Origin of the sequence: Pseudomonas sp. A2, assembly GCF_023100865.1 — a bacterium.
Lineage (GTDB): Bacteria > Pseudomonadota > Gammaproteobacteria > Pseudomonadales > Pseudomonadaceae > Aquipseudomonas > Aquipseudomonas asiatica.
Map to the genome: position 1 here is coordinate 3429504 of NZ_CP039127.1, position 12679 is coordinate 3442182.

Annotated in this window: 13 protein-coding genes; 9 read left to right on the top strand and 4 right to left on the bottom strand. The window is 63.3% G+C overall.

Annotation, left to right across the window (positions count from 1 at the left end; all coding sequences use genetic code 11):
• Positions 1 to 102 precede the first annotated feature (102 nt).
• The gene (locus E5221_RS15890) at positions 103 to 783 is read left to right on the top strand and encodes a response regulator transcription factor (protein ID WP_013972905.1); all 681 of its coding nucleotides are present in this window, start codon (positions 103 to 105) and stop codon (positions 781 to 783) included.
• Positions 761 to 2152, top strand: a complete 1392-nt coding sequence (locus E5221_RS15895) for a HAMP domain-containing sensor histidine kinase (RefSeq protein WP_061551584.1) — start codon at positions 761 to 763, stop codon at positions 2150 to 2152. Before E5221_RS15890 ends, E5221_RS15895 begins: the two co-directional genes overlap by 23 nt.
• Positions 2153 to 2274: 122 nt before the next feature.
• Here E5221_RS15895 and cysS read toward each other — a convergent pair whose 3' ends face one another.
• Together cysS and E5221_RS15905 are read right to left on the bottom strand one after the other, a co-directional pair.
• Positions 2275 to 3657, bottom strand: a complete 1383-nt coding sequence (gene cysS, locus E5221_RS15900) for a cysteine--tRNA ligase (RefSeq protein WP_061551585.1) — start codon at positions 3655 to 3657, stop codon at positions 2275 to 2277.
• Between the two features lie 9 nt (positions 3658 to 3666).
• On the bottom strand, positions 3667 to 5370 hold the full coding sequence (locus tag E5221_RS15905; RefSeq protein WP_039614230.1) for a glutamine--tRNA ligase/YqeY domain fusion protein: 1704 nt from the start codon (positions 5368 to 5370) through the stop codon (positions 3667 to 3669).
• A gap of 247 nt (positions 5371 to 5617) precedes the next feature.
• Here E5221_RS15905 and E5221_RS15910 point away from each other — a divergent pair, with 247 nt between their 5' ends.
• Together E5221_RS15910 and lpxH are read left to right on the top strand one after the other, a co-directional pair.
• Entirely contained in the window at positions 5618 to 6118 is a 501-nt protein-coding gene (locus tag E5221_RS15910) for a peptidylprolyl isomerase (protein WP_003259195.1), read from the top strand.
• Positions 6115 to 6837 (top strand): UDP-2,3-diacylglucosamine diphosphatase, encoded by a 723-nt coding sequence (lpxH, locus tag E5221_RS15915; protein ID WP_247845957.1) that lies wholly within the window; start codon positions 6115 to 6117, stop codon positions 6835 to 6837. Before E5221_RS15910 ends, lpxH begins: the two co-directional genes overlap by 4 nt.
• A gap of 121 nt (positions 6838 to 6958) precedes the next feature.
• Here the strand turns inward: lpxH and E5221_RS15920 are convergent, their stop codons facing one another.
• The gene (locus E5221_RS15920; protein ID WP_247847749.1) at positions 6959 to 9253 is read right to left on the bottom strand and encodes an acylase; all 2295 of its coding nucleotides are present in this window, start codon (positions 9251 to 9253) and stop codon (positions 6959 to 6961) included.
• Positions 9254 to 9468: 215 nt separating this feature from the next.
• On the opposite strand from E5221_RS15920, the gene E5221_RS15925 reads away from it, so the two are divergent.
• Positions 9469 to 9843, top strand: coding sequence for a fe2+ zn2+ uptake regulation protein (locus E5221_RS15925; RefSeq protein ID WP_182329634.1), 375 nt, complete (start codon positions 9469 to 9471; stop codon positions 9841 to 9843).
• Positions 9844 to 9879: 36 nt separating this feature from the next.
• On the opposite strand, the gene E5221_RS15930 is transcribed toward E5221_RS15925, so the two are convergent.
• Positions 9880 to 10068, bottom strand: coding sequence for a hypothetical protein (locus E5221_RS15930; protein WP_003248064.1), 189 nt, complete (start codon positions 10066 to 10068; stop codon positions 9880 to 9882).
• 151 nt (positions 10069 to 10219) lie between these two features.
• On the opposite strand from E5221_RS15930, the gene E5221_RS15935 reads away from it, so the two are divergent.
• The 4 genes from E5221_RS15935 (at position 10220) to E5221_RS15950 (ending at position 12661) form a co-directional block, all read left to right on the top strand.
• The gene (locus tag E5221_RS15935) at positions 10220 to 10678 is read left to right on the top strand and encodes a hypothetical protein (RefSeq protein ID WP_044047073.1); all 459 of its coding nucleotides are present in this window, start codon (positions 10220 to 10222) and stop codon (positions 10676 to 10678) included.
• A gap of 251 nt (positions 10679 to 10929) precedes the next feature.
• Positions 10930 to 11310, top strand: coding sequence for a Mor transcription activator family protein (locus E5221_RS15940; RefSeq protein WP_013972914.1), 381 nt, complete (start codon positions 10930 to 10932; stop codon positions 11308 to 11310).
• A gap of 64 nt (positions 11311 to 11374) precedes the next feature.
• Entirely contained in the window at positions 11375 to 12031 is a 657-nt protein-coding gene (locus E5221_RS15945) for a DUF2589 domain-containing protein (protein ID WP_061551588.1), read from the top strand.
• 75 nt (positions 12032 to 12106) lie between these two features.
• Positions 12107 to 12661, top strand: coding sequence for a DUF2589 domain-containing protein (locus E5221_RS15950; RefSeq protein WP_061304603.1), 555 nt, complete (start codon positions 12107 to 12109; stop codon positions 12659 to 12661).
• Positions 12662 to 12679 lie beyond the last annotated feature (18 nt).

The window sequence follows — 12679 nt, forward strand, 5'->3', positions numbered from 1 at the left end:
AGAGGCCAGTGCAGGCAAAACACGCCAGATGAATTTTTCTTAAATCGCCGTTTGGCTATTCTTTGGCACAATCAAGTCTCCATTAGATGCCCGGGAACCAGCATGCCTCGCGTACTGACCATCGAAGACGACGCCGTCACCGGCCAGGAAATCGTCGCCGAACTTACCAGCCACGGCCTTGAGGTGGATTGGGCCGACAATGGCCGTGAAGGCCTGGCCAAGGCCATTGCCGGCGGCTACGACCTGATCACTCTGGACCGCATGCTGCCCGAGGTCGATGGCCTGACCATCGTCACCACGCTGCGCAACCTCAAGATTGCCACGCCCATCCTGATGATCAGCGCCCTCTCCGACGTCGACGAGCGGGTGCGCGGCCTGCGTGCCGGGGGTGACGACTACCTGACCAAACCGTTCGCCTCCGACGAGATGGCCGCGCGGGTCGAAGTGCTGCTGCGCCGCAACAGCGTACCCATGACCCAGACCCGCCTGCAGGTCGCCGACCTGCAACTGGACCTGATCAGCCACGAAGCCCGCCGTGGCGAACAGACCCTCAACCTGCTGCCCACCGAGTACAAGCTGCTGGAGTACCTGATGCGCCATAGCGGCCAGGTGATCACGCGGATGATGATTTTCGAGGAAGTCTGGGGCTACCACTTCGACCCGGGCACCAACCTGATCGACGTACACATCGGTCGCCTGCGCAAGAAAATCGACTCGCCCGGCCAGTCGCCGCTGATCCGTACGGTACGGGGCTCCGGCTATGCCATTGCTGAACCCGTCTAAGGGCTGGAGCTCCTCGACCAGCCGCCTGCTGGCGCTGTACAGCTTTCTGTTCGTGGCCTGGAGCAGCATCCTCATGGGGGTGCTGTACTTCGAGGTGTCCAGCTACCTGAACAAACTCACCCGCCATTCGATGCTGCAGCGTCAGCACCTGTTCGCGCACATGAGCGGCAAACAGCTGGACGACGCCCTGGTCGCCAGCCAGGCCTTCGAGGAACGCAGCTTCGACGCCTACGGCCTGTTCGACAACCAGCTCAACCCGATCGGCGGGCGCATTCGCGCCATCCCGCCAGAGCTGGGGCTGGACGGCAAGGTTCACGAACTCAAGCGCTGCCTGGACGCCGACGACCCGCACATGCCGCGTGACAGCTGCGACGCGGTGGCGATCAAGGTGCAGGATGGCCGCTGGCTGGTGCTGGTGCGCGACAACGGCTCGCTGTTCGTGGTCACCCGGATCATCCTGCATGCCCTGCTTTGGGGGATATCGCTGACCCTGATCCCGGGCTTTGCCGGTTGGTACCTGCTGAGGCGCCGCCCACTCAAGCGCATCCGCGCGATCCAGGCCCAGGCCGAACTGATCGTCGCCGGTGACCTTACCCACCGCCTGCCGCTGTCGGCCCGGCGCGACGAGCTGGACATGCTGGCAGCCATCGTCAACGCCATGCTCGACCGCATCGAGCGGCTGATGCACGAGGTCAAGGGCGTGTGTGACAACATCGCCCACGACCTGCGCACCCCGCTCACGCGCCTGCGCGCCCAGCTGTACCGCATTCGCCAGCAAAGTGACGCTGACTCCACCCAGGCCGAGGCACTGGACCAGGCCATCAGCGAAACCGACACCCTGATGGCGCGTTTTCGCGGGTTGTTGCGCATCAGCGAACTGGAAGACCGCCAGCGGCGGGCCGGTTTCGTCCAGCTTGACCCGCACGAGTTGCTGGTCGAGCTGCACGACTTCTACCTGCCGTTGGCAGAAGATGGCGGCATCCGCCTGGAACTTCAGCAGCCGGCCGAACTGCCGGCATTGCATGGTGACCGCGAACTGCTGTTCGAGGCACTGGCCAACCTGGTGGGCAACGGCATCAAGTTCACGCCCGAGGGTGGGCTGGTGCGGATAACGGCGACGCAGGACGACAACGGCCTGCACCTGGCCATCGAGGACAGCGGGCCGGGTATTCCGGAAGAGGAACGGGCGGCAGTGCTGAAGCGCTTCTACCGTAGCGATGAAGGCCACCGCCATGCGGGATTCGGGCTGGGGTTGTCGATCGTTGCGGCGATCGTCGACCTGCATGGGTTCGGGCTGGAGGTGGGGGAAAGCGAGCTGGGTGGGGCCAGGTTGGTGTTGCACTGCCCGCTTGCGGGCCTGGTCAAGTAAAGGCCGGGGGCCGCCATGCGGCCCATTCGCAGCACAAGGCTGCTCCTACAAGGATACGCGTTCCCTTTGTAGGAGCAGCCTTGTGCTGCGAATGGGCTGCAAAGCAGCCCCAACTGCACCGATCAGTCGGCCAGACGCCAGGTAGTCCCACCCTTGCTGTCTTCCAGCACCACACCCATGGCGGTCAGCTGGTCGCGAATGCGGTCGGACTCGGCCCAGTTCTTGTCCGCACGCGCCTGCAGGCGCGCCTGGATCAAGCCCTCGACCTCAGCGGCATCCACCTTGCCTTCGGCCCCTGCACGCAGGAAGTCATCGGCTTCCAGTTGCAGCACACCCAGCACGTCACCCAGCTCGCGCAGGCGACCGGCCAGGCCGGCAGCAGCCTCCACGTCGCTTTCGCGCAGGCGGTTGATCTCGCGTACCAGGTCGAACAGCACGGCGCAGGCTTCGGGGGTGCCGAAGTCGTCGTTCATGGCCACGCTGAAGCGCTCGACAAACTCTTCGCCACCCTTGGCCGCTACCCGTGGCAAGCCACGCAGGGCGTGGTAGAAGCGCTCCAGCGCGCCCTTGGCATCGCGCAGGCTGTCTTCCGAGTAGTTGATCGCACTGCGGTAGTGGCTGGCCACCAGCAGGTAGCGCACCACTTCCGGGTGATACTTCTCGAGCACGTCGCGAATGGTGAAGAAGTTGTTCAACGACTTGGACATCTTCTCGCCATTGATACGAATCATGCCGCAGTGCATCCAGGCGTTTGCGTACTGCTTGCCGGTGGCCGCCTCGCTCTGGGCGATCTCGTTCTCGTGGTGCGGGAACTCCAGGTCGCTGCCGCCGCCGTGGATGTCGAAGCTTTCACCCAGGCAGCAGGTGGACATCACCGAGCACTCGATGTGCCAGCCCGGACGCCCCGGGCCCCATGGCGAGTCCCAGCTCGGCTCGCCCGGCTTGACGCCCTTCCACAGCACGAAGTCCAGCGGGTCCTGCTTGGCTTCGTCGACCTCGATACGGGCACCGATGCGCAGGTCTTCGATCTTCTTGCGCGACAGCTTGCCGTAGCCGACGAACTTGCCGACGCGGTAGTACACGTCACCATTGCCCGGGGCATAGGCATAACCCTTGTCGATCAGGGTCTGGATCATCGCGTGCATGCCGGCGATATGGTCGGTGGCACGCGGCTCCTGGTCCGGCGGCAGGATGTTCAGGCGGCGCTCGTCTTCGTGCATCGCGTCGATCATGCGGGCGGTCAGGGCATCGAAGCTTTCGCCGTTCTCGTTGGCCCGGTTGATGATCTTGTCATCGATGTCGGTGATGTTGCGCACATAGGTCAGCTCGTAGCCGCTCTTGCGCAGCCAGCGGGTGACCAGGTCGAAGGCCACCATGCTGCGGCCATGGCCCAGGTGGCAGTAGTCGTACACGGTCATGCCGCACACGTACATGCGCACCTTGTTGCCATCCAGCGGCTTGAAGGTTTCCTTCGTTTTGCTCAGCGTGTTGTAGATGGTAAGCACGGCGGTTCCTCAGCTGCCCCAGGAGTCACGCAGGGTGACAGTGCGGTTGAACACCGGGCGGCCCGGCTGGCTGTCCTTAAGGTCGGCGCAGAAGTAGCCTTCGCGTTCGAACTGGAAACGGTCCTCGGGCTGCGCCTGGGCCAGCGACGGCTCGGCGCGGCAGCCGCTGAGCACCTGCAGCGAGCCTGGGTTGATGTTGTCCAGGAAGCTGCCGCCCTCCTCGGTCTTTTCCGGGTTCGGCGAGCGGAACAGGCGGTCGTACAGGCGCACTTCGCACTCGACGCTGCCCTCGGCCGGCACCCAGTGGATCACGCCCTTGACCTTGCGGCCTTCCGGGTTCTTGCCCAGGGTGTCCGGGTCGTACGAGCAGCGCAGCTCGACGATGTTGCCGTCGGCATCCTTGATCGCCTCGTCGGCGCGGATCACGTAGCTGCCGCGCAGGCGCACTTCACCGGCCGGTTCCAGGCGCTTGTAGCCCTTCGGCGGCTCTTCCATGAAGTCGTCACGGTCGATGTACAGCTCGCGGGCGAACGGCAGCACGCGCACGCCCATGTCTTCCTTGGGGTGGCGCGGCAGTTCGAGCTGCTCGACCTGGCCTTCCGGATAGTTGGTGATGACCACTTTCAGCGGGCGCAGCACGCACATGGCGCGCGGTGCGGTGCGGTCCAGGTCGTCACGGATGCTGAACTCGAGCATCGACATGTCGACCACGCCGTCGGAACGGTTGGTGCCGATCATTTCGCAGAAGTTGCGGATCGAAGCCGGGGTGTAGCCACGGCGACGGAAGCCGGACAGGGTCGACATGCGTGGGTCGTCCCAGCCTTCGACGTGCTTTTCGTCGACCAGCTGCTTGAGCTTGCGCTTGGACGTGATGGTGTAGTTCAGGTTCAGGCGGCTGAACTCGTACTGGCGCGGGTGCGCTGGCACCGGCAGGTTGTCGAGGAACCAGTCGTACAGCGGACGATGGCCTTCGAACTCCAGGGTGCAGATCGAATGGGTGATGCCCTCGATGGCGTCCGACTGGCCGTGGGTGAAGTCGTAGTTCGGGTAGATGCACCACTTGTCACCGGTCTGGTGGTGGTGGGCATGGCGGATACGGTACAGGATCGGGTCGCGCAGGTTCATGTTCGGCGAGGCCATGTCGATCTTGGCCCGCAGCACGCGCTCGCCATCCTTGAACTCGCCGGCCTTCATGCGCGCGAACAGGTCGAGGTTCTCGTCAACGCTGCGCTCGCGGAACGGGCTGTTCTTGCCCGGCTCCTTGAGGTTGCCACGGTATTCCTTGGCCTGCTCGGGGGTAAGGTCGCAGACGTAGGCCTTGCCACGCTTGATCAGCTCGACCGCCCAGTCGTGCAACTGGTCGAAGTAGTCGGAGGCGTAGCGCACATCGCCGGCCCAGTCGAAGCCCAGCCACTTGACATCGCTCTGGATGGCGTCGATGTACTCCTGGTCTTCCTTGGCCGGGTTGGTATCGTCGAAACGCAGGTGGCAGACGCCCCCGAATTCCTTGGCCAGGCCGAAGTTGACGCAGATCGACTTGGCGTGACCGATGTGCAGGTAGCCATTGGGCTCCGGCGGGAAACGGGTGACGATGCTGCTGTGCTTGCCCGAGTCCAGGTCGGCCTGGATGATCGGCCGCAGGAAATTCGCAGGGACAGCGGGGGCGCCTTTGGCAGCGGCGTTGGGCGCGTTGTCGGCAGTGGGCTTGCTCATAGGATCCTTGAATGCACGTGTCCGGCCTGGGTAGGCCGATTGAATCAAAGGGCCTATCATAGCCGAAGCAGTCAAGCTGCTGACAGTCGGGCCCGGACAAACTGGCGTGATTTATCACGGCTTTTTGCCGCAGCCTGGCAAAATGGCCAGTGCGCGCCATGTGTCGCGATCGCCTGATCCTGCGTCAGGTGATGACCCGCGCCCTGCGCACCCTAATTCCGATTGCCTTGAAAGAGCGAGTTTCAGCATGTCCAAAGTCAAACTGAGCACCAACCACGGCGACATCGTCCTGCAACTGGACGCCGAGAAAGCGCCGCTGACTACCGAAAACTTCGTTCAGTACGTCAAGGACGGCCACTACAATGGCACCGTGTTCCACCGCGTGATCAAGGGCTTCATGATCCAGGGCGGCGGCTTCGAGCCTGGCATGAGCCAGAAGAAGACCCGCGCCAGCATCCAGAACGAAGCCGACAACGGCCTGAAGAACAAGAAGTACAGCATCGCCATGGCCCGTACCATGGAGCCGCACTCCGCCTCGGCGCAGTTCTTCATCAACTCGTCCGACAACGACTTCCTCAACCACAGCGGCAAGAACGTTCAGGGCTGGGGCTACGCGGTATTCGGCGAAGTGATCGAAGGCCGTGAAATCGTCGACGCCATCGAAAAGGTCGCCACCGGTTCCAAGGCTGGCCACCAGGACGTGCCGAAGGACGACGTGATCATCGAGAAAGCCGAGATCGTTGAGTGATCCTGCTGATCTCCGATCTGCACCTGCAAGAAGAACGCCCGGACATTACCCGGGCGTTTCTTGATCTGCTCGATGGCCGTGCCCGCCACGCCAAGGCGTTGTACATCCTTGGCGACTTTTTCGAAGCCTGGATCGGCGACGATGCCATGACGCCCTTCCAGCAGTCGGTCTGCCAGGCCATGCGTCGGCTGAGCGACAGCGGCACGGCCATCTATCTGATGCATGGCAACCGTGATTTCCTGATCGGCCAAGCCTTCTGCGACGCTGCGGGTTGCACGTTGCTGCCCGACCCCAGCGTGATCGAGCTGGGTGGCGAGCAGGTGCTGCTGATGCATGGCGATACCTTGTGCACCCGCGACCTGGCCTACATGAAAATGCGCCGCTTGCTGCGCAACCCGCTGAGCCTGTGGGTGTTGCGGCACCTGCCGCTGTCGGCCCGCTACAAGCTGGCGCGCAAGCTACGCAGCGAAAGCCGCTCGCAAACGCGGATGAAGTCCACCGAGATCGTCGATGTCACGCCAGAGGAAGTGCCGAAGGTAATGGCAGCGCATGGTGTACGTACCTTGGTGCATGGGCATACCCATCGGCCGGCGATACACAAGCTGGTGGTCGATGGGCAACCGGCACGGCGTATCGTGCTGGGCGACTGGGACCGCCGTGGCTGGGCCTTGCAGGTTGACGAGCAAGGCTTTCAGCTGGCGCCGTTCGAGTTTTCCTGACCGACCAAGGCGCCTTCTTCGCGGGTAAACCCGCTCCCACAGGTATCGTGCCGCTTGCAGCCCTGGTGCAGTACCTGTGGGAGCGGGTTTACCCGCGAAGAGGCAGGCACAGGCTAACGCCTCAAGGCCTGCTGACCACCGCCCCCTTGTCCCCCTCACTGATCACCACTTCCCGGTACTCCGGGTCAGCCTTGATCTGCGCCTCGGTAAACGGAATCACCGCCAGTTGACCAGCTGCAAACGCCTTGGTCTGGTCACTGGCATGCACCGAAGCCGCTTCACTGGACTGGGAAAACGCCAGCAGCCCGCGGGCCTCTGGCCCCTGGTCGGTAAAACTGACCAGTTGCAGGTAGCTGGTACCACTGACCACCAACCGCTTACCCTGCCCATGCGGCACACTGTAGATCGCGTTGTACACGCCCAACGCCTGCGGGCCACCCGGCACCGGCGTACCATCGCCCGCCTGTTGCACCTGCCCCCAGCGCACCTCCCCTGCCATACCGCTGTCACGCACCTGCTCGAGCGACGCCAATGCGGCCTGATGCAACAGCTTGCGCACGGCCGCCTGCTCGACTGCCAACCCGCGCGGGGTGTGCTGCGGATCGGCAGGGTCAAAGGCCACCCGCCAGCTTTGCGGGTGCTCGGCCAGGGCATCGTACAGGTTCTGGAAATGTATCAGCCCAATGCCACTGTCCAGGTCAGCCTTGCCATTCCAGGCCGCCAGGCTGCTGCATACGGCCCGCACATCCGCGTCGGCGCCCTTGCACCACTGCAGCAGGTCAGGCAGTAGCAGGCTGGCCAGGTAGACCTCGTCATCGGTCACCATGCGCTGCAGGTCGTCAGCGCCCAGGCGGGCCGTACCCTGCAGGCGTTGCAGGGCAAAGCGGCCACGCATGCCCAGCGGCTGGTCACTGCGGCTGACCAGCGGCGAATAACCGGTCAGCGGCTGCGCCGGGTTGGCCATCCAGGCCGGGTCGTTGGAGTTCTGCACGAAATCTTCGCGTTCCAGGCTCGGTAGAAGCCGCGCAGGGAAAATCCCCGGCTGTGCGGCCTGCGCATCGACCTTCCACTGGCACGCACTGCGGGAGCCATCCAGTACTACCAGGCGCCCTTGTGCCTGCGGGTTGCTGCACGTGCTCAGCAGTTGCTGATCCACATAAGGCACCACTGACTGGTTCAGGTACAGGGCCTTGCCAGCCTGGTCCACCGACAGTGTGTTGACCCAGGGGATGCCCTGCAGCTGTTCGATCGAGCCTTTCAACGCCACCAGGCTGTCGGCATGGTTGATCTGGTACCACTGCTGCAACACCCGGGTGTTCTCAAGGTTGGCGTCGCGCAGGCTGTAGGCAGCATGTGCATCCCAGTCCAGGCGCCCCGGCCATTGCACCACCGGGCCGAATTGCGAGCTGTAGACCTGGCGCTGCACCTGGCTCAGGCTGCCATCCTCGGCCTTTACCGCAACACTGACGGTTTGCCGGGCCAGCGGCAGCGACTTGCCATCGAGCAGGTAGCGGGTCGGGTCCTTGGGGTCGAGTTGCAGGCGGTACAGGGTGAAGTGATTCGACGTATCGACGGTGTGCGTCCAGGCCAGATGCTGGTTGAAGCCAATGTTGACCACCGGCAGGCCCGGCAATGCCGCCCCCATGACATCGAGCTGGCCGGGAATGGTCAGTTGCATCTGGTAGAAACGCATGCCGCCCATCCACGGGAAGTGCGGGTTGGCCAGCAACAGACCGCGGCCATTGGCCGAACGCCGGGCCCCGACAGCCACCGCATTGCTACCGCGCTCCGTGGCAAAACGCTGCTGCCTGGCCAGCGCCGCGGCAAACCCTGCCGGCGCCGGCTGGCTGGCCTGCGTTGGCGGTTGCACCCCGGCCAGCGCTTCGACGAACTGCCCGACACCGCCTTCGGCGAGCAGCCGACGGGTCAGCCTGACCAGGTCCTCGCTGCTGATCGGCCGCAGCCACTCGCCGGTGCCACATTCGGCGGGCAACCCTTGGCTGCGGCGCTCGGCCAGCGCCCGGTTGAACCCGCTGGCATAACCTGCCAGCAGCGCCCGTACCGGTGCCGGCTGCGCCTGCAAGAACGCATCGACTGCCGCCGGAGTGTTGAGCCAGGTGAAGAATACGTCGCTGGCCAGATTGTCACGCTGCTCAAGGGTCTTGCCCTTGGTACCGAAGTAGCGTGAACGCTCGCCACTCACGGTCAGCACTTCATTGGCTAGCAGGCACAAGTTGTCCTGGGCGTAGGCGTAGCCGATGCCATAACCCAGGCCGCGCTCGTCCTTGGCCACGATGTGCGGCACACCGTAAGTGGTTCGGCGAATCTGCGCACTGGCATCGGCTGCGGCGGACTGCACCGGCACTGCGCCAACGCTGAAGGCTACCAGGGCGGCGGCCAGGCCAGCGCAAGTCATGGGACGGGAAAGTGGAAACACAGGCACTCCTCGGCTTCGGGGATCATCCCGATCAGACGAATGGCCAAATGAAAATTTTACGTATTACAAGGCAATGGAACGTCTTGAACAGAACCAGATTTTTTTTGCGAGTGGGCTGCAGTTTTTCCGTTCTCATTCGTCCTAGTAAGTGAGGCACCCAAATTTCGGGTTCGTCCACGAAAAGGAGCATTCACATGTACAACCCGCAACCCTCGATCCAGGCTGGGCGCGTCCCAGGCAAAGCGCCCAGGGAACAGGACGTTTTTGCTGAGGAACGCATCGGCAACGAACAGATCCGCGAGCTGTTGCGCAGTTTCGGCCTGCGTACCAGCCTGATCCGCCTCAAGGTCATCGATGCCTTGCACGCCGCCGACCGCAATGGCCGCAGCATTGGCGTGCGCGGCGTTCACGCGCAGCTGGAACAGCTGGATATCCCGCTGTCGTTCCTCAGCGTGCGCGAAGTGCTCAAGCGGCTGTGCAGCGAGGGCGTCATCCAGCTGGGCAGCGACAAATGCTACAGCCTCGACCCCCAGGCGCGCGCCGTGCTGGAACGAACGCCTTTGCGCTGAGCGCATGGCCGGCCATACCTGGCCGGCCCGCCAAAGTCAGGGTTTGACCTTGCGCCGCAGGATGCCGTTGATCACCACGACCACCACGGCGATGGCGATGGCCAGCATCTGGAAGGTCTGCTCACTGATCGTGCCCTGCTTCTGCAGGTGGGACAGGCCCAGCATCAGGCCCAGTACCACCAGGATGATCAGAAGGGAATATTTGAGGCGCTGCACGTGTGTCATCGAAGGTTCCTTGCAACATCAGGGGCAAATGGCTCGCAACGAGCCGCGGCAATGATACAACGGCCACCGGCCCCGGCGCTGCATTTCCTGCTGGGTGGGGCGGCGCCTGCCTGAAAGCATGGGGCTCCCAAGCACCCATGCCGGAGGCACCATGTACAAACCCCTTCTGTTCGCGTCGCTATTGCTGACCCCCTTTTCCCTTCATGCGCTGGACACCCGCCAGACCTCGGCCGAGCAACTGCTCGAACTGGGCCGCGAACTGGCTGCCCACGCCGGCGCCAGCCAATGGCAACAACTGTGGCAGCGCGTGCGCCAGGCCGGTTACCTGCAGGCAAAAGGTGCGTCGGTGCATTTCACTGCCCCACAGGCGCAACTGCCAGAGTTGGCCCGGCAAACCCTGGCCCAGGCCGACCGGGTACAAGCGCAACAGCAGACCCAGGCACTGTATCGCCGCAGCTTTGCCGACCAGGTCATCGGCCAGCGTGACGGGCAGCCGCTGCATGCCCTGTGCCTGCTGGTCGATTGGCGCACGCTGCCGCAAGGCATGCGCGACTCCCCTCAGGCCTACCTGCGCAGCGCCAGCTTGTTGAGCAGCTATCCGTGTGATTGATGGTTATCACACCCATCGCGCAACACAAGGAGTGAGGTGATGGGAAATCACCCGCTACAGCCAGATGTTGAAGCCATGTCCTACAACGCCGGATATCGCTGCCTGCAAAACCTGTTCACGGAAGCTACAACCCCCAACCCATATGCCGCCTAGCGACATGCCTCGGCTGTCACAGAAAATCCAGTCACACCTTCGACATAACGCCGCTGGTGATCGGGTAGCACAGCCCATCCGTCCCGAAGGAGCGCCATATGCAAACGCCAGACTTGAGCCACATCGATATCAGCCAACTGCCCCACTCGCTGCAGGCCCTGATCGACTGCATCGGCATCGACAACGCCTACCAGCTGACCTGCGCCTACGGCGGCAGGCCCAAGTACATCCCCAAGCACCGCGAGCGCACCAAGCTTGCCGATGTGCTGCCGGCCGAAGCGCTCGACGCGCTGATCAAGCGCTTTGCCGGTGTCGCCCTGGAAATCCCCAAGGCTGACCATTTCATGCGCCAGTTGCGCAACCTGCAGATCCAGAAGGAAAGCGCCAGCGGCCTGTCGCGCAGCCTGCTCGCCGACAAGTACGGCCTGAGCCTGCGCCAGATTGGCAACATCCGCCGGCAGGAGCATTGCGCGCGCTGACGCCCCGGCATCGTCACCACCACTGACGGCCACGTTTTGAACCCAACCAGAAGAGAACCCAGCAATGTCGATAGATAACAGCCTCATCGGTTCCGTAATCAATGCCTTGCCGATGGACCGCATGATCGCAGGCCCACTGCAGGCCATGGTCCAGGCCCAGGTCACCGCCAGCAAATCCTACGCCGACTTCCTGATGCAGGTGTGCGTCCAGGACGGCAAGGCCGTGGCCATCCAGTTCGACTACGACGAAACCATCGTCGACGAACAAGGCGAGTACAAGGGCGTGGTCAGCAAGACCATGAAAGTGCCGCTGGTGGCAGCCATCACCCACCCGAACATTTCCATCGAAGAAGGTAATGTCGAGTTCGAGCTGGTCATCAACCAGATGTCGGAAGACGTTTCCAGCAAGGACATGAGCGCCGAGGCAAGCGGTTCGCTGGGCTGGGGGCCGTTCAGGCTCAACGTGAAAGGCAGCGTCAGCCACAAGTCCACGCAAACCCGCAAGACTGACACCCGTGCCCGCTACGCCTTCAACACGACCTTGAAGCGCCAGGACCCGCCTGAAGCGATGATGCGGGTGATCGACTTCCTGACCGACGCCGCGACAAAGCCGACCGTGGTCAAAACCGCCACACTGGAAAGCCAGGACTTGATTTCCCAGGCCGATACCTTGAACCCTGCCGCCGACGGCGCTCCGGCCCTCGCCGCCGCCACCTCTTGAGACGCATCTCCCTGCCCCGAACAGCCCCCCTGACCAGCAATAGGGGGGCACCACCTGGCCTGAGGAGTCGAAGCATTGGATAAATCCCCCGCCCCCATGACTTCCATCGACCTGCGCGAAATCACCCGTGGCCTGCAGGAAGCCGCCAGTGCTACCAACAGCCTGATCGCGCAGCAGTACATCGACCTGTTCGACCAGTTCTTCGAATGCGACACCGAAGCGTTGGGCGCGCCCATGAAAGCCAAAATGGTCGAAGTGGCCATGGACGGCCAGCACATCATGCGCGTACCGCTGTTCGCGCTGGTGTCGCCAAAAGGCCTGGCCCTCGAGCGCATGCAGGTCGACCTTTCGGTAAGGGTCAAAGGCACCGAAGCACAGCAGGCACTGCTGACTGCAGGCGAAAACAAGGCGGCCAGCTTCAAGGTCACCATCGGCGGCCAAAGCCGTCAGGGCGACAGCCGTGACCCCGATGAAGTGCAGATCCGCATGCAGTTCCAGGCCAGCGAACCGCCGGAAGCCCTCAACCGGTTGATCGAGGAATACACCAGCCTGATCATCCCGGTTCGCGCCCCCAGCCCGCCGCCATCGCCCGATACCAATGAGTTCATCGAAGCGGCCACTGTCCGTTGACGGCCGCCCCGCGCCAGC